We start from the raw sequence: 18,726 nt of genomic DNA, 5'->3' as shown, positions 1-18,726 counted from the left end.
GTAGAAGAGCATCCTATAAATCAATAGGTTAGATTATCCGATTCATTAGTCAAACAAGCGCAATCGATAAGCACTGTGATGTCTCTCATTCTTAAGTATGCGAAATGGACATTGGATGAACCAAACTTTAGTTCCATTAATTTTTTAAAGGTTATCGTATGAAAACAACCTGTTTTCTTCAAGGAATCATGACCATGATTTGCCTATGTTGGGGAGGGCTAGCCTTTGCAATTGCCAATACACCCCTGACGTTAACCGAAGCAGAACATTTAGCGCTTGCCACCTCCCCTGAATTAAAACGTTTACAAGCAAACAGTCGAGCGTTACAACAGCAAGCCGTCGCCGTTGGCCAATTATCCGACCCACAATTACTGGCAGGTACGATTAATGTCCCTACCGATACCTTCAGTTTTACCCAAGACATGATGACCATGGTAGAGGTCGGTTTGCAACAGCAATTTCCACGGGGTCACTCTTTAAAGATGAAATCCCAACAAACACAAGCGTTAGCGAAAGTAGAGCTTAAAAAAGCCTTTGATCAAGTCATCACCTTGTTACGTAACGTACGAGAAACTTGGTTAGATCTGTATTATTGGACGAAAGCCTTGCAGGTTCTTCACGCCAATCGGTTGTTATATAAGGATTTACTGAAGGTCACGCAATCTCAATACAGTAACGGTAAAATTAATCAATCCGATGTGATTCAAGTGGAATTGGAATTATCACGACTCAATGATCAGGCCATTCAAATTCAGCAGCAACTTGATATTTTACGCGCACAACTAGGTCGATGGATTGGGATTAATCCTGTCAATCGCCCATTAGCTCTTTCAATGCCTGCGTGGTCTCGGCCACCACCATTGAATCAGTTAAAAGCCCGATTACCAAAGCATCCTTTGTTACAAGCCGATGCCTCCAATGTGAAAGCCTCCCGCTATGAGGTCGCGTATGCCAAAGAACAATATAAACCAGGTTGGTTACTTGGTGTGAGTTATGGCTTCAGGCAAGGAGTCATGCCAGACAGGATGCCTCGCTCGGATATGTTGACCGCTCAAGTTACAATGGATCTGCCTGTTTTTACTGCTAATCGACAAGATAAGCAATTAAATGCCAGTTACAACCGACTCAATGCGAGCCACTTTGAAAGACAAACACATTATCGAGATTTGCTTCAGGCACTCAGTGCGCAATATGCGACATGGCAGCGTCTTTCAGAACGTGAGGTCATCTATGAAAAGCAATTGCTTCCTGAAGCAAAACAAAATGCCAAAGCGGCTTTATTGGCTTATCAAAGTGCAACCACTGAATTAACCACCGTGCTACGCGCCTACAGCAGCCAATTAACCATTCAACTGGAACAAGTACAGATACAAGTTGAGCGCCTGAAATCCCGTGCAACACTACTGTATTTAGAAGGAGTTGCCCTATGAACAAGAAATTAGTACTCATAATCGTAATCTCCATTATTTTGGGAGTGTTCCTGGGGCGTTGGACAACTAACATCATTACTGGAAAAGCTTCACAAGAGGCAACCAACAAAAAACCACTCTATTGGATTGATCCCATGGAGCCAATGATTCATTACCCAGGACCCGGAAAATCGCGCATGGGCATGGAACTTGTTCCGGTCTATCCAGACGACAACCAAGAAAAAGGTGAAAAAGCAACAGTTCAAATCTCACCATCTGTAGTCAATAATCTTGGTGTACGTACCGTTCCAGTGATACAAACAACATTAGCAAGACATATAGACACAGTGGGGTTTGTAGAGCCTAATGAAAATCAAATCAGTCATATTCATACTTATGCTGATGGCTGGGTGAAAAATCTGGTGGTCAAGGCAGTAGGTGATTCTGTTAAAAAAGGCCAATTGCTGTTGCAATATTACTCACCCCAATTAGTAACTGCCCAAGAAGAATATCTAATCGCCTTAGAAGGCAATAATCAATCCTTAATTACAGCGTCTTATAAACGATTACAAGCCTTACACATCTCTGAACAACAAATTGAAGACATCAAAAAAAATCATCAATCGAATCAATTAGTAGCTGTTTATGCTCCACAAGATGGCATTGTTGCCGCTCTTAATATTCGGGAAGGTATGCGAGTTACACCGGATGTGGAAATAATGAGTTTAGTTGATCTTGCCAACGTTTGGATGATTGCCCAAATTTTTGAAGAACAAGCCAATTGGGTCAAGATAGGTGACCAAGCCGAAGCTCGAATATCAGCGTTCCCACAAAAACAATGGAAAGGTAGGGTAGAATACATTTACCCTCGATTAGAGCCCATGACTCGCACCGTCAAAGTAAGATTTCGTTTTGATAATCCCGATAATCAATTAAAACCTAATATGTATGCCAGCATTTCTATCCTGGTCAATCCGAAATCCAATGTACTGAGTATTCCTCTTGAGGCTTTGATTCGAAGTCCACAAGGTGATCGAGTGATAGTGGCCTTAGGCAAGGGACGTTTTCAAGTTCGCCAAGTCAAAGCAGGTATGGAATCGGGTGATCGAGTCGAAATTCTTTCGGGCCTTAAGGTAGGAGAAAACGTCGTTGTTTCCGGACAATTTCTGCTTGATTCCGAGTCGAATTTAAAAGCGGGTTTGGAGCGCTTGGAAACACCTGAAGAAAATGAAAAAGCCAAATCCTCAGGGATGAAATCCACGAACCCCAAAGGACAAAAACCATGATTGCAAGCATCATTCGTTGGTCAATTAACAACCGTTTTCTAGTGATACTCGTCACTGTAATGATGATAGTAGGAGGCCTCTACACCATCAATAACACCGTTGTTGATGCCATTCCCGATTTATCGGATGTCCAAGTGATTATTAAAACAGAATTTCCCGGACAAGCACCACAAGTGGTTGAAGATCAGGTGACTTATCCCTTAACCACCGCCATGTTAGCAGTACCCGGTGCTGTTACAGTAAGAGGTGAGTCAGGTTTTGGAGTATCTTATGTGTATATCATTTTTAAAGATGGCGTTGATCTGTATTGGGCACGTTCCCGGGTTCTGGAATACTTAAGCCAAATTGCCAATCAATTACCACCTGGGGCAAAAGTAGCTTTAGGGCCTGATGCAACAGGTGTTGGATGGGTCTATGAATACGCGCTTGTTGATCGCACAGGCCAACATGATTTGTCGCAACTCACCAGTTTACAAAACTGGGTTCTCAAATTTGAATTACAAAAAGTACCTGGTGTTGCTGAAGTAGCTACCGCAGGTGGCATGGTGAAGCAATATCAAATTACTTTAGATCCCAACCGATTACGCGCCTACGGTTTGACTCTCGACCAGGTCAAGCAAGCGGTGCAGCGAGGTAATCGTGAAGCAGGAGGCGCCACCATTGAAATGGGCGAAGCAGAATACATGATAAGAGCCAAAGGCTATTTGCAATCCATTCAGGACATTGAGCAAATTCCAGTAGGTTTAGGTAAAAATGGCATACCCATTTTGCTAAAAGAAATCGCTCATATACAACTAGGTCCACAAATACGACGCGGTATGACCGAATTAAATGGCGAAGGGGAAGTAGTGGGGGGCATTATTGTCATGCGCTCAGGCCAAAATGCCATGCAAACCATTGCCAGTGTCAGAGCAAAACTCAATCAATTGCAAGCAAGTCTTCCTAAAGGCGTGGAAATCATTACTACCTATGATCGCTCAAGTTTAATCCAACGAGCGATTAATACTTTAAGGGATAAGTTAATTGAAGAATTTATTGTTGTTTCTCTAATTTGTGTGGTTTTTTTATTCCATTTTCGCTCTTCATTAATCATTGTGATTAGCTTACCTATTGCTATTTTGCTCGCATTGATAATCATGCATGTGCAAGGGATTAATGCCAATATTATGTCCTTAGGGGGTATTGCTATTGCCATTGGCGCCATGGTGGATGCGGCCATTGTCATGATTGAAAATGCCCACAAGCACATAGAGCATAATGCCATTACTTCAGAAAATCGCTGGCCAATGATGCAACAAGCAGCTCTTGAAGTGGGGCCACCTTTATTTTTCTCTTTACTTATCATTACCGTGAGTTTCTTACCGGTTTTTACCTTACAAGCTCAAGAAGGACGGTTGTTTGCACCGCTTGCATATACCAAAACCTATGCGATGGCAGCTGCTGCAGCACTTTCAATTACCTTAGTACCCGTGTTAATGGGTTATCTTATCCGTGGCAAAATAAAGGCGGAGCAAGAAAATCCAATCAATCGTGCCTTAATGGCTGTTTATCGACCGATTCTACAAGCGAGTTTGAAAACACCCAAAACAACATTAACAATCACAGCCTTCATCATGCTTATTGGATTTTGGCCTGTCTCTTATCTTGGTGGTGAATTTATGCCAGAACTGGATGAGGGGGACTTACTCTACATGCCAACCACTTTTCCAGGCATTTCGGCAGGTAAAGCACAGCAACTTTTACAACAAACTGATAAATTGATTGCAACTGTCCCTGAGGTTAAAACAGTATTTGGTAAGATTGGGCGTGCTGAAACAGCAACGGACCCGGCTCCCTTATCGATGATAGAAACCACCATCCAATTCAAACCTAAAAATGAATGGCGTCCCGGAATGACTATGAATAAATTGCGTGATGAACTGGAGTCAGGTCTCAAGTTGCCAGGGCTTTCCAACGCGTGGGTGATGCCCATTAAAACTCGCATTGACATGTTAGCAACTGGGATTAAAACGCCAGTAGGGATTAAAGTTGCAGGACCTGATTTAAAAACCATTCAATCTATTGGTCAACAAATTGAAACTGTATTGAAGAAAGTACCGGGCACAACGTCTGTTTTTGCTGAACGAGTAGCTAGTAGCCGTTATGTGACAGTAGATATCAACCGCGTCAAAGCGGCACGTTATGGGTTAAATATTGAAGACATTCAGCAAATTGTTGAAACAGCCGTGGGTGGAATGAATGTGACACAAACGATTGAAGGGCGGGAACGTTATCCGGTTAACTTGCGTTATCCTCGTGAGATTCGCGATTCTTTGGAAAACTTACGTTCACTACCTATTGTCACTCCAACAGGAGCCACTATTCCTTTAAGTGAAGTGGCCACCGTTACGATTACCGAAGGACCTGATATGATTCGCAGTGAGAACGCCAGACTCAATGGTTGGGTTTATGTGGATATTGCAGGACGCGATTTAGGTTCTTATGTGAAAGAAGCTCAGAATATTATTAGGCAACAGGTAAAATTACCCGCAGGTTATTCGTTGGCATGGTCCGGGCAATATGAATACCTAGAGCGTGCCAAAGAGCGTTTATCCCTTGTTGTTCCTTTAACAATAGCTATTATTGCCTTTCTATTGTATCTTAATTTTCGTCGCTTAGGTGAAGTCATCATTATTTTAGCAACCCTGCCCTTGGCATTAATCGGCGGCATTTGGCTACTTTATTTATTGGGATATCATTTATCCGTTGCCGTAGGAGTTGGCTTTATTGCTTTGGCGGGCGTTGCCGCTGAAACAGGGGTCATCATGCTGGTATTTCTTAATCAAGCCTTGGAAAAGCAACAGCGGCAAGCGAAGCAAGAGCAGCGTGCTCTTACCAAAGATAATGTGTATACCGCCGTAGTCGAAGGAGCACTCCTGCGCCTACGGCCCAAAATCATGACAGTGACTGCCATTATTGGAGGTTTATTGCCGATTATGCTATTAAGCGGCACGGGCTCTGAAGTGATGCGACGTATTGCTGCACCGATGGTTGGCGGGATGGCTAGTGCCACCATACTCACTCTGATTGTTATTCCAGTGGTTTATCTTTTGTGGCAACGAAAAAAATACTAATAAAAAATTTGAGTTAGGTAATAAAAGAAAAAACTTAACGTTGAAGGAAGTTTGATAGCAATTTCCATAATAAATAGTGGTAGATTCTCGATTAAAAAATTTATCCCGAGTTATATAGAATGATATGTAACTCAATCAAATGTTTCTATTAGTATTACTATTTGACAGGTGATGCAAAAGTGTTACACTTATATTAGGCACCAATTTAGGAGCAATATCATGCCTACTAAAAATCCAAGAATAAATATTACTTTTGAGGAATCAACAGCAGGGTTACTTGCCTACCTTGCAGAGCTAGAACATAAATCGATTTCAGGCTTGGCTAAAGAACTTATCATGGAGGCATTGGAAAGACGTGAAGATAAAGTATTGTCTGCCATTGCTGAATTTCGTGATCATGCTACAGTAAAAAGAGTGAAGCATGATGACGCCTGGAAGTAAACTGTATCAAATTGAATATATAGAAGATGTTGTTAAAAACGACATGCCTAGTTTGTCAACTTCAGCCAAAAAGCTCATAAAAAAAGCCATCGAAGAGCGTTTGATGGCTGATCCTATCGGTTTCGGTAAGCCACTGCGATATAGCCTTAAAGGACATAGACGTTTGCGAGTTAGTGATTATAGGATTGTTTACCGCATCGAAGCAGAAACAAATACCGTCGTTATTATTGCAATAAAACATCGAAAAGAAGTTTATGATGATTTTTAGAACATTTCTATCCAGACAAGTATCAGACTTATACACCGGCTCCATCACAGTACCTGCTAGAGTGATAAGATAGAGAACCTGAGATTCTCCCCTACCTCACTATTACTTCAAAGCAGGCTACGCAACAAAAATCAACCTGTCCTAGTATTTCTATTAACCCTAAATCAAGGTTGTTAACACCATTTATCGCACCATTCGACTCGTTAACTATACAAAAGCACCGTACTTGACTTCAATTAGCTAGCATAATATTGTAATGTCGGAATGTTAAAAATCATTCCATCTCATGTCATTTAAAAGGAGCTAAAATGAATAAGTCAGATCTCATAAGGACAATTGTTACAAAAAAAATGAAAAATACTAAAGGACGTAATCTTTGTTGTTGGTAATACCAGTATTATAAAAAGATACCATTCACCTCATGACTTAGGTGAATGGTATTTATCTTATTAAGAGGTCATTGTTATGACAACGCCAATTGATAAATTATTAGAATATAAAAACACACAAGTATTAAATAGGTATAAAAAAGATTATCCCAATAATAAATTAAAAGCCGAAGAAGCCTTTCCAGAGTTATTGAAATACTTATGGATTTCTCAAAAACATAAAGAAGATTTATGTCATTTTCCAGAAAATGACGAATTAAAGTTCTCCTGTGGAATATACCCTGACATGTTGGATATTGATGACATGTGGCATACTTTCCTTCTTTTTACAAAGGATTATATGGCTTTTTGTGATCAATTTTTTGGAAAGTATGTACATCATACACCCGCTTCAGACAACGAGCCAATACCTAACAATGAATTTGAAGTCGATTTCAGTCGATATTTATTCTATATTTATGACCATCTAGGAGAAGAAACCGTAAAAAAATGGTTTGGCGAACTACTAGAGGAAGAAGTTGATATGGCCTAATGCCATTTTGCAAACACTGCCTACCAATATTGTCACTTATGCACAGCAATTGAATGGAATTGAAAATTGATAATCAGGAATCTCATGAATCGTCTTGCTGCTTGCTTTAAGTAAATGAGTGCATTTTCTCAATGTATAATAATGCTCTTGTTTTAAAATTAGGTTGTTTTCATGTTTTTTCGCATTGTTTATATCCCCCATGAGCATCAGAAGATCTTTAAATAAATTTTTATGAATCACCTCAAAACCATAAGCTGTTACAAATCGACTAACCTCGTCAGGCGGTAAAGAAAAACAATGCAGTTCTCTAGATTCAATTGGCATGTCTTCTGAAAAAGAATTAATTATTTTAGGAATAAAACTCAATATGAATTCATCATGCTCCTCAAGAAGATTAGCCAACCCTGCTAATAACTGCATTACTCCCTTTTCATTTAAATACATCGTAAGACCTTCTGCGATTACTAATGTTTTGCTTCCTTTCTTAAATCCATTAGCACACAGAACTTCTTCTAAATTATCTTCTAAAAAATCACAGTCTACACAAAAGAAATTTTCATTAAAAATGTGGGTATGGTTAATTCTTATATCAACTGGTGTTTGTCGGATTCCAATTTCCTTTGGAATATTCAAGAGTGCTTTCAGTTTTATTTGACGAGTTTGTCCCCTATCCAATTCATAAAACTGAACGTTTGGAAATTTTATTGATGAGATAAACGCTCGTACATCATAGCCACCACCTAGAAAAATAACTTGTCTTACACCGTTAGATAAAATACCCATTTCTACCTTGTGTTTCAGCATTAGTTTTCTAGCTAATATCATGGAGTGATAACCAGGAGTAACTGTTTTATTAAAAAAATTATGTTGTAAATAATGTAACAGTTTTTTTAGACTGTTTTCATCTCCATAAGAGCAGCCATAAGATTCGAAATCAACCACTGATGAAATGATGTGTTGGGCTAAACATAGTTCGATATAAAATTCAGAAGGTATTAATGGCTTATTTATAGATTGAATATAACTGCTCATCACGGAAAGCGCTGTTAAACTTGCGTTAACTCTATTGTTCTCTTTCATCACCTGAGTCATGTATGCTTATCCTAATTTATTGTTTTGCATAAGCCTATTTTTTAGCTATCTTTGCAGAAGAGACGAAACAAATATGCCGCGCACGTTATTTTACATCAATATATTTAGTCAAGTAACCACTCCTCAGTAATGGGGAACGGATACTTGACAAGTCTGATCTCATTTTAGCAACTGCAATATCCCTCTGGGCAAAACGCATTTGCACCTGTTTGGCTATATAGGACAAATGTGAATCAGTAATAAACTGCGAATCACAGGATATATTACAACCGATGCCTTAATTAATTAGGGGCATCCGAAGGATACAAAGAACGCAGCTGCGCCAACACTTTTTGTAATTTTTGCCAGTTGACTTGTGTCCCTTTTTTATCATTGGCATCGCCTGATTTATCAAGACGAGTGGCCAATTGACTGACATAGCTTAGATTTTGCTGCAGTGTTTTTTTCTGCTCCTCTGACAAATCTTTGCTTAATGCAGGTAATGCGTTGACTAAATCACGAATGGCAAATGCATGCTGGTGTATTGTCGTTAAATCATCACTACTAAGCACTTGATTAATGGATGCCGCATGCTTATCTACAGCCTCCCAAATGGCTGGAATCGTTTTGGGAATGGATTGTGTTGACTCTTCAGTAGAATCAGCCATTGCTTGAGAATACCCACAAACCAACAAAACACTGGTGATAAGCCCTAACCAAAAATGACTTTTTTGTTTCAAAGTAACGTGCTTCATGTTGTTTCTCCTTGTTCCGTTTTATTGAATTGCATCCGCTGTTCTCGCCATACTTCAATAGCATTATACACCGTAGGTACTACAAACATATTGAGTACAGTAGAAGTAAATAATCCTCCCAAAAGCACCTGAGCTAAAGGACGCTCCAGTTCCTTTCCTGCAGGCGAACCCCATAACAGAGGAATTAAGCCAAGCGCTGCTGTTGCGGCGGTCATGAGTACGGGCACTAAGCGATCGAGGGTTCCTTGAATGACCACTTGCTCACGTGGTTGTCCCTGGACACGCAATTGATTGTAGTGGCTCACTAAAATAATCCCATTACGTGCCGCGATTCCAAATAAGGTGATAAAACCAATCATAGCCGCCACACTCATGTTAGCACCGGCAAGAAACAAAGAAATGACCCCACCAATCAAAGCCAAAGGCAAATTGAACATCACAAGCAGTGCCTCACGAAATGTTCCGAAAGCCTTATGAAGCAGGATTAACATGATAAAAACAGCAAGTGCACCAAAAAGAATAATCACGCGAGAGGCTTGCTGCTGACTTTCAAACTGACCGCCGTATTGGATGAAATAACCGCTGGGCAAGGTCACCTTTTCCTTAACCCGTTGTTGCACTTCTTGAATCACACTACCTAAATCCCTCTCTTGCACATTAAAAGCAATCACCAAAACACGCTGCACATTTTCCCGATTAATTGCAAAAGGCTGGGGTTCTAGGCGAATATCAGCTACCGCACGCAAAGGAATTTTAGTTTTCTGATTCTCCGTTCCATGAGCGTCAATCAGCATGTTTTGAATGGCTTTAACACTATCTCGTCCTGTTTCACTCATGCGCAAATACAAATCAAACGTTCGCTGCCCTTCGAGAATACTCGACACGGTTACGCCATTCAAAAGAACTTGAACATCCTCAGAAATTTGCCCCACATTAATGCCATAACGCGCGGCTTTTTCTCGGTCAATGGTAATGACCAACTGGGGTACATTAATTTGTTGCTCTTTGTTAACATCCACTATTCCTGGTACGGTTTTTAATAGGGCTTCGACTGATTGACCCAGTTCGTTTAATGTCGCAAGATTATCACCAAAGAGTTTTACCGCGACTTGTGCTCTGACCCCCGACAGCACTTCATCCATACGATGGGCAATAAATTGACCTACATTAAACAGCGCTCCTGGGATGTTTGCCAAATCCGCTCGAATGCGTTGCAATAATTCATCCGGAGATATGCTCTTGTCTTTGCCAAAATCCAGGCGCACATCGAACTCACTGATGTTGGGTGGTAGGGCATCTTCGTCCAATTCACTGCGGCCTGCCCGTTGAGCAATGGAAATCACTTGCGGATACTTCAACAAGGTTTTACTGACTTGATTGCCTAAGCGCATGGATTCATCCAGCGAAGTTCCTGGCAACGTACTCATCACAATAATAAAATTGCCCTCATGAAACTCAGGTAAGAAGGAAGTCCCAAAAAAAGGAAGTAAAGCTAAAGCAAAAACAAATGCGCCAATCGCGATAGTCACGACCGTTTTACAATGGTCCAATGACCAATTTAACCCCATTAAAAAATGTTTTTTTAGCCAAATCACAAAACGAGTTTCCGCTTGAGATTGTTTGGCTGCTTCTTCTTCCGTCAAATGATAACGTTCCTCTTGAGATAAAGCATGCATCACCACTTTATTCTCTTGCTGTTTTTCACTTTTTCGCACTAAAAGGAGATAACAAAGGGCCGGCACCATAGTAATAGAGACAACAAGAGAACCTAAGACTGATGCGATATAAGCAATGGCTAAAGGACTAAAAATCCGCTCAGGGATTCCTGATAGAAAGAAAATGGGCAAAAACACGAGGCTAATAATAATGGTCGCATAAACTACGGAACTTCGAATTTCCAAAACCGCATCAAAAACAATTTCAATCGCGGGTAACGGTTTATCGCTCATGCGATTAAGCCTTAAGCGATGGACCACGTTTTCAACGGTGATGATGCCATCGTCAACCACTTCCCCAATCGCAATCGCCATCCCACCCAAGGTCATCGAATTGATACCAAAACCAAAATAATGAAGCACCAGGATGCCGACAATAAAAGAAACCGGCATGGACAAAAACGTAATAAAAGAAGCTCGCCAATTCATTAAAAAAAGAAACAATACTGCAATGACGATAATTGCTCCTTCAATCAGGGCTTTCGTTAAGTTATGAATAGCCGATTCAATAAAATTGGCTTGACGAAACACCTCGGTGATTAATTCAATCCCTGCTGGCAACGATTTTTTGATATCCGCTAAAGCTTGTTCCACTTTATGTGTCGTGGTTAATGTGTCGGCGCCATAAATTTTAGAAACAGTACCAATCACCGCATGTTCTGCATTATAAGACGCATCACCCCGTTTAATTTCACCACCGAAAGCGACTGCAGCCACGTTATCAATGGTAATAGGAACCCCATTACGGACTACAATCAGTGTTTTTTTAATATCTTTAAGCGTTTTAATCCGCCCAATGGTGCTCACTACGAATTCAGTACCGGCTTGATGGACAAAAGCACCAGGCACATTTTGATTTCCTGTTGTCAACGCTTGGCGCACTTCTTCAACCGTGATGCCATAGGCCAGCATGCGCGAAGGAATAAGCCGCACTTGATATTGCTTGACTTCCCCGCCTAAGGAAACTACAGAAGCCACCCCGCCTAAAGCTAAGAGGCGCGGACGAATAGTCCAGTCAGAAATGGTTCGCAGTGTTTCTGGGCTTGCGCTGCCACTCACCAAAGCATATTTAAGCAACCACCCGACCGCTGAGGTGACGGGCAGCATCACCGGTGATGAAACCCCCGGAGGAAGGCGGTTTACTACTTGTTGAATACGTTCATTAACCAGTTGGCGATTGCGGTAGATGTCCGTTTTATCATCAAATACCACGGTAATCGTCGATAATCCAACGGAGGTTTTTGAGCGAACACTAGCTACCCCTGGTGTTCCATTAATAGCGCTTTCCAAAGGGTAAGTCACCAGGGTTTCCACATCTTGGGTTGCCATGCCAGGCGCTTGGGTTTGAACTACCACTTGCGGTGGTGCAAATTCAGGAAAAACATCCACCGGCATTCGTTTTAGGGTATAACCACCCAGTAAACAAAGAATAATCGTTAACGCCAAAATCAAAGGGCGATTATGTAAAGACCAGGCAATGAGGCGAGTAAACATTTATTGGGGCTCCTCATGACTGCCGGATTGAAATTTACTACCACCACTAAGCCATAATGTATAAAGCTCACGATTGCCTTGAGTGACAACGAGGTCGCCAGGAACCAAGCCATCGGTAATTTCTGAGAAGTCATCATCCACAGCACCGACTTGAACATCCACTCGCTCGTAAGTATCCCCATTTTGCACAAAAACAAATTGCTGATTATCCGCCTGTAAAAGAGCCGCGTTAGGTACGGCAAGTGCTGCCTCATTACGAGCTAAAATGACGTTGGCGCGTACAAACATCCCGGGCTTTAGGAGTTTCTCTTCATTATCCAAGGTGATGCGCACATTCACGGTACGAGTTAAGGAGTCAAGATTGGGTTCAATTAAAGTTACTTGTCCTGCAAAAACCTTCTTTGGGTAACTTAAGGCATGAATAGTCACTTCTTGCCCTACCTTAACCTTACCTAAATCTTCTTCATACACTTGGGCTACGACTAATAATTTATCGCGATTACTGATGTGAAAAAGAACCGTGTTCGGCTCAACCGCTTGACCTAAATTGATATTTCTCGCATCAATAATACCCGCAATGGGGGCTGTGACGGCGACACTTGGAGGAGGATTACCTACTAACCTTGACTGTACTGTGGCCAAACGTTGCCCTGCCTTGACGCTATCCCCTAAATTCACATCAATGGCGGTCACGCTCCCACTAATCCGAATACTGACATCGGCTTGGGCATCAGGTAACAATTGAATTTGGCCATTTAAACCAAGCATTTGCGCCATGGGGCGATTGGTTGCTTCCACCACCTTGATGTCAAGCATTTTAGTTTGTGCTGGTGTTAAATGAACGGGGCCTTTGGCTCCTCCCTCGCTCACTTCAATTTCTTCTCCATGGGCAAAACACCCTTGAATAGGAAAGAGTAGACTAAGAAACAGACTAATTAATGCCATCCTTCTCATTTGCTGCCACCATCTCATTTGCTATCCCCATTCCTTTGATACGCTAAATAAGAGCAAAACCCATTGGTTTTACCTGGACCAATAGCCGTACATAAAGCCACATACACTTGCAAATACTTTTCTAAAGTATTGAGATATGTTGTTTGCAAATCATTTTGTTGTTTTTGCACTTGCAATACATTCAAAAAAGAAATTTGTCCGCTCTCATAAGAATCACGTGCCAGTTTGACATTCTCAACTGCTAATTTAAGAGAAACAGTTTGCGTTTCCCTAAGACTCATTTGAAGTGCTTTCAGTTGGGCATAGTTACTGGCTATTTCAGTTTCAATAACTAAATCCAAGGCACGTAATGCCATCATCGCTTGAGTTCCTGTGTGACTGGCTTCTAAAATTCGCCCCTGATTACGATTTAAAAGAGGAAGAGGCACAGAAAGCGTGACCCCCAAGGTGCGATCAGCGGGTTGGGGTGGTCCCTCTTCCACCACAATTTTATCTTGTTGAACACCAAGCCCTACCGTCCAATCCGCAAAACGCTCGGCTTTTGCCAAACGCCTGTCGGCATTGGCACGATGAATCGATAAAGCGATGGCCTGACGATCAGGACGATTTTTAAGGGCTAATGTTTTTAAGAAGGCTAACTCAGGAAGTTTTTTACCTGTGATGACATCCCTCTTAAGAGATAAAGGAGAATTGGCTTTCCGCCCCATCAATTGATTCAGTAGGGCATATTGACTGATACTAAAACTATGCAAAAGATGTTTTTCTTGTCCAATCCTCAGATACTCAATGCGTGCTGCATTGTCATCCAGCTTTGAAATTTCAGCCGCGTGATAACGGTTATGAATCACATCAACAAGCTCGTGGTTTATCCGTAATAAGTAATTCACCTGTTGCATGCGACGCTCGGTAATCACAGCAGCATAATACGCATTCGCTACTTTGCTACTTAATTGACGCTCTGCTTCCCTAATTTCTGCCATGGCTTTTAACACATCCAAGCGCGCCACTGTCTTTTGTTTTGCAATACGTCCTGAAATAGGAAATGCTTGGCTAAAACCAGCACTGCGTGAATATTCCCCTTCGTCATTAAATAAGCGATCGTCGTTATTGGAAAGATTAAGACTTGGATTAGGCCAAAGACCTGCTTGGATTAAACGCGCCTTGGCGATAGAAACAGTATAACGGGCTGCTTTTAAATCCTTGTTGTTCGCTAGAGCAATTTGAGTTATTTCTTGAAGGGTTAATACGTTGCCTGCTGTAGCCAGAGAGGAACACAGTAATAGAAGCATCACCCAACCAAAAAACCACTTCATAGAATTAATTTCCATAAATAATAAGATTCAAAATAACTTTTAATTCGTCTTACATCGGTATGCTCGACCTACCATCCAATGGTCCGCTACGAAATCATTTTTGGGATTGCCTTCATAAGTTTGCTGATGTTGAGTCACTAAAACCCTGTTAGCACCTAATAGAGCTGCTTCATTTCTTAAGATATTTAATTCATCCTTAATCAAATGATCATGGGATTGATAGGATTGGCTCATGCCATTACGATCGGAGGCTCTGACTTCCCCTAAAAAAGCACAGGCTTTGGAAGGCTTACCTGATTGGAGAAGGGTCACTTTTTCTCCCTCAGGAGTTAACTTGGCATTATAAGAACAGCCCACAAGGAGTACAGAAACCATCAATAGGATGGTGCGTTTCATCTGAAAATGAATCATGAATTAATCCCTTCTTTTTATTATTTTATTCTCTAGTATCTCCCACCCAATGCCATTAAACAAGAGTGGTATATTAATTGACGAGGTAGAACAAAAAAACAGAAAAGCACGCTAATAGCGTGCTTAATGCACTGCAGTAAGACGACTGTTTTGTGTGTTTTCATTTTTTATTCGGCAATTTGATGAATACCCAAATCAATCGTATCGTTCCTTGTTGCAAGCATCGGATTATAGACACAAACGGAACCATTGATTTTTCTTTGCTTTGCCGCATAACACGCCAAATCCGCTTCTTTAATCACGCTATTCACTGAAGCCGAGTGAGGATTCATCTGAGTGATGCCAATGGAGCAGCCTAGATTAAGCTTCGATAAAATACCTTTTTTGAAGGATTGCTTAGCTACTGTAATAAGATTTTCTGCAATCTTTTTCGCTTCATCCAAGGAGATGTGTTCCATCACAGCGATGAACTCATCACCACCATAACGAGCCACAATATCATCCTTTCGCAATCGCTGCCTTAGGAGTTGTCCAAATGCTGCCAACGTGTTGTCTCCCACATCATGACCATAACGATCGTTAACCGCCTTAAATTTATCCATATCAATAAAAAGGACAATAACCCATCCATCACTGCTCTTAATTTGCTGAAACCGTGTGTTCAACATTTCAAAAAGAGTCTCTCTGTTATGGCAACCAGTCAGCGAATCGTATTTGACATGATGCCTTAATAGTTCATAGCGATTTTTTAAATCATCCATTACTTCCATCTTTTGAATGGTCTTAGTCATAAGACGACAAGACAAATAAACATAGGTAGCGCCTAATAAAAACACACTGCCATAAAAATAATTAAGACAATGGGGATCAACCAAGAGACCATAAAAAATACTGGCCGAATAACTTAGAATAAATGCGCCAATAAAAACAAGATAAACGAGCCACTGCCAACGATAATGGCTCGTTTGTTGCAGTACGCTTTTAATTAAATAGGCACCACCGATTAGAAAGACAATACCAACCACAATCATAATAGCTGGGAACACCATGATTTTGCCTTATGAACAACCGACTGCTTCCTATTAGTATAGATCTCTTTTGTTTTTTTTCTATTAACAACCGTTTTTTTCATCTTTTGTTCATAGCCTTATCCGTCGTAGTCTCAGCGCATTAACAATGACCGAAACAGAAGACAGTGCCATCGCTGCTGCTGCAATAATCGGACTTAAGAGTAAGCCAGTTAGTGGGTATAAAACCCCCGCAGCTAAGGGCACACCCAGTACATTATAAATAAATGCAAAGAAAAGATTTTGACGAATGTTGCTCATGGTCATTTCTGACAAACGACGCGCTTTAACGATGCCACGCAAATCCCCATGTAACAAGGTAATACCAGCGCTTTCGATGGCCACATCAGTACCCGTTCCCATGGCAATACCAATGTCCGCCTTTGCCAAGGCCGGGGCATCATTGACCCCATCACCCGCCATAGCAACCACTAAACCTTTGTCTCTTAATTCACTCACGATGCGGCTTTTATCTTCAGGCATGATTTCAGCCACTACTTTTTTAATACCAAGGGTACCTGCCACCGCTTCTGCTGTTTTCTTACTATCTCCGGTGAGCATAACCATTTCGATGCCGCTTTGCTGCAACTCACGTATTGTTTCAGGAGTAGTCGATTTAATGGGGTCTTCCACCACCAAAAGAGCAACCGTTTTACCATCCACTGCCATGAACATGACTGATGCGCCTTTGCTGCGAAGTTCATCGGCTTTTTCAAAAAGGGCAAGCTTATCACTGCCATACTCTTGCATTAATCGTGCATTACCAACGGCAATACGATGGCCATTTACTTTACCTATCACTCCCTTTCCAGTAGGTGCTTCAAAATCTTCAACCGTCCCCAATGACAATTGTTTTTCTTTTGCTGCCATGACAATGGCAGTGGCGAGCGGATGCTCACTTTGATGTTCGATGCTCGCCGCAAACGTCAAAATGGCCTCTTCATCAAACTCATCATCAGTGACAATACGCGTCAGTTTAGGACGCCCCTCCGTTAGGGTACCTGTTTTATCAACCACTAACGTATTGACCTTTTCCATGCGCTCCAAGCTTTCAGCATTTTTAATCAAAACGCCACTCTGAGCGCCTTTTCCCACTCCGACCATGATGGACATCGGTGTTGCTAAGCCTAACGCGCAAGGACACGCAATGATGAGTACGGAAACGGCAGCGATTAATCCATAGCTAAAGGCTGGCTGCGGGCCGAACAGTGCCCACAGAATGAAAGACAACACCGCAACCAAAATCACCGCCGGCACAAACCAACCTGAGACGGTATCCGCCAATCGCTGAATCGGCGCACGGCTTCGTTGCGCCTCACTGACCATTTGGACAATGCGTGCCAGCATGGTATCACTGCCCACATGCATGGCTTTCATGATAAAACTGCCTGTCTGATTGATTGTTGCACCAATCACTTTGGCGCCCGCTTCTTTTGTAACAGGAATAGGCTCGCCGGTCACCATGGATTCATCGATAAAACTTCGTCCTTCCAGCACTTCCCCATCCACCGGTATTTTTTCACCAGGACGAACACGAAGCTTATCGCCAACGTGCACCTTATCAAGAGATACCTCTTCTTCGCTGCCATCCTCTTTAATGCGATGGGCACTTTCAGGAGCTAATTTCAGCAAGGCACGGATGGCGCTGCCAGTTTGTTCTCGTGCTTTTAATTCCAGCACCTGCCCTAATAAGACCAGAGTCGTAATCACCGCCGCCGCCTCAAAATAAACAGCCACTGTGCCGAATTGACTGCGAAAGGCAAGGGGAAATATCCCAGGAAACAGAACAGCCACTACACTATAAGCCCAAGCCACCCCAATGCCCATGGCAATTAGAGTAAACATGTTTAATTGGCGCGTTTTTAGAGAGTGCCAACCACGCACAAAAAAAGGCCAACCACCCCACAATACCACAGGTGTGGCTAATAGCAATTGAATCCAGTTTGAGATATTGGCCGAGATGAAATGCCCAAATCCATGGGCTCCCATTTCCAACAATACAATAGGAAAAGTAAGAACCAACCCTACCCAAAATCGCCATCTCATGTCGAGGTACTCAGGGCTCGCTCCCTCCTCAGTAGTTATCGATTCCGGTTCTAAAGTCATACCACAAATCGGGCAAATGCCAGGGTTTGATTGGCGAATTTCTGGATGCATGGGACACGTATAGATAACGGCACCATCGGTTTTAGAAGCCGTGTCTTGCCGCTTGTGGAGGCCATGCTCTTTGTGAAAGCAAGCAGGTTCTTTGTCAGTATGGGTATGCCCTTGGTGATGGTCGTGTTTCATGGTTTGCCCTACCTGTTATGTGTGAGTACGCTTTGACTTGATTTACCGAGACAGCGAACAGGCTTAATGGCCAGCGCCGCCATGACCACCATGCCCGCCCGCGCTGTGTCCTCCATAGCCGCCATCGACCTCTTGGGAGCCATGCTTCACTGCTCCATCGCAGGAACTCAAAAAGAATAGTCCTCCGATTAACCCAATAAGCACTGCAATCATTCTAAA

The 18,726-nt window shown here is 42.0% G+C and carries 15 protein-coding genes; 6 read left to right on the top strand and 9 right to left on the bottom strand.

Annotation, left to right across the window (positions count from 1 at the left end; translation table 11 throughout):
- The first annotated feature begins 158 nt into the window (after window positions 1–158).
- The 6 genes from EL201_RS05385 to EL201_RS05360 all read left to right on the top strand — a co-directional run bounded on the left by EL201_RS05385 (window position 159) and on the right by EL201_RS05360 (window position 7,438).
- Complete coding sequence (locus EL201_RS05385; RefSeq protein ID WP_013101334.1) at window positions 159–1,430, top strand: TolC family protein; 1,272 nt, start codon at window positions 159–161, stop codon at window positions 1,428–1,430.
- Window positions 1,427–2,695: an efflux RND transporter periplasmic adaptor subunit gene (locus EL201_RS05380; protein ID WP_013101333.1), complete on the top strand. Its 1,269-nt coding sequence runs from the start codon at window positions 1,427–1,429 to the stop codon at window positions 2,693–2,695. Before EL201_RS05385 ends, EL201_RS05380 begins: the two co-directional genes overlap by 4 nt.
- Window positions 2,692–5,808, top strand: a complete 3,117-nt coding sequence (locus EL201_RS05375; protein ID WP_013101332.1) for an efflux RND transporter permease subunit — start codon at window positions 2,692–2,694, stop codon at window positions 5,806–5,808. The genes EL201_RS05380 and EL201_RS05375 overlap by 4 nt, the downstream gene beginning before the upstream one ends.
- Before the next feature lie 219 nt (window positions 5,809–6,027).
- Window positions 6,028–6,249, top strand: coding sequence for a hypothetical protein (locus EL201_RS05370; RefSeq protein WP_011946127.1), 222 nt, complete (start codon window positions 6,028–6,030; stop codon window positions 6,247–6,249).
- Entirely contained in the window at window positions 6,230–6,517 is a 288-nt protein-coding gene (locus EL201_RS05365) for a type II toxin-antitoxin system RelE family toxin (protein WP_011946126.1), read from the top strand. The genes EL201_RS05370 and EL201_RS05365 overlap by 20 nt, the downstream gene beginning before the upstream one ends.
- Window positions 6,518–6,982: 465 nt before the next feature.
- A complete protein-coding gene (locus EL201_RS05360) occupies window positions 6,983–7,438 on the top strand; it encodes a UCP032817 domain-containing protein (RefSeq protein WP_013101330.1) in 456 nt (151 codons plus the stop codon).
- A gap of 36 nt (window positions 7,439–7,474) precedes the next feature.
- On the opposite strand, the gene EL201_RS05355 is transcribed toward EL201_RS05360, so the two are convergent.
- The 9 genes from EL201_RS05355 to EL201_RS15640 form a co-directional block, all read right to left on the bottom strand.
- Complete coding sequence (locus EL201_RS05355; RefSeq protein WP_013101329.1) at window positions 7,475–8,530, bottom strand: class I SAM-dependent methyltransferase; 1,056 nt, start codon at window positions 8,528–8,530, stop codon at window positions 7,475–7,477.
- A gap of 281 nt (window positions 8,531–8,811) precedes the next feature.
- Window positions 8,812–9,264, bottom strand: a complete 453-nt coding sequence (locus EL201_RS05350) for a hypothetical protein (RefSeq protein ID WP_013101328.1) — start codon at window positions 9,262–9,264, stop codon at window positions 8,812–8,814.
- On the bottom strand, window positions 9,261–12,473 hold the full coding sequence (locus tag EL201_RS05345; protein ID WP_013101327.1) for an efflux RND transporter permease subunit: 3,213 nt from the start codon (window positions 12,471–12,473) through the stop codon (window positions 9,261–9,263). Before EL201_RS05345 ends, EL201_RS05350 begins: the two co-directional genes overlap by 4 nt.
- Window positions 12,474–13,445, bottom strand: coding sequence for an efflux RND transporter periplasmic adaptor subunit (locus EL201_RS05340; RefSeq protein ID WP_014843656.1), 972 nt, complete (start codon window positions 13,443–13,445; stop codon window positions 12,474–12,476).
- Entirely contained in the window at window positions 13,442–14,740 is a 1,299-nt protein-coding gene (locus EL201_RS05335; protein WP_013101325.1) for a TolC family protein, read from the bottom strand. Before EL201_RS05335 ends, EL201_RS05340 begins: the two co-directional genes overlap by 4 nt.
- 39 nt (window positions 14,741–14,779) lie before the next feature.
- A complete protein-coding gene (locus EL201_RS05330) occupies window positions 14,780–15,151 on the bottom strand; it encodes a DUF4156 domain-containing protein (protein ID WP_013101324.1) in 372 nt (123 codons plus the stop codon).
- Between the two features lie 167 nt (window positions 15,152–15,318).
- Window positions 15,319–16,200 (bottom strand): GGDEF domain-containing protein, encoded by an 882-nt coding sequence (locus EL201_RS05325; protein ID WP_014843655.1) that lies wholly within the window; start codon window positions 16,198–16,200, stop codon window positions 15,319–15,321.
- 90 nt (window positions 16,201–16,290) lie between these two features.
- Window positions 16,291–18,507 (bottom strand): copper-transporting P-type ATPase, encoded by a 2,217-nt coding sequence (locus EL201_RS05320; RefSeq protein ID WP_014843654.1) that lies wholly within the window; start codon window positions 18,505–18,507, stop codon window positions 16,291–16,293.
- Window positions 18,508–18,570: 63 nt separating this feature from the next.
- Window positions 18,571–18,720: a hypothetical protein gene (locus tag EL201_RS15640; protein ID WP_162492797.1), complete on the bottom strand. Its 150-nt coding sequence runs from the start codon at window positions 18,718–18,720 to the stop codon at window positions 18,571–18,573.
- Between the last annotated feature and the right edge of the window lie 6 nt (window positions 18,721–18,726).

It is taken from the genome of Legionella pneumophila subsp. pascullei, from assembly GCF_900637585.1.
GTDB lineage: Bacteria > Pseudomonadota > Gammaproteobacteria > Legionellales > Legionellaceae > Legionella > Legionella pascullei.
This window is presented reverse-complemented; position numbering and strand designations above follow the sequence as displayed.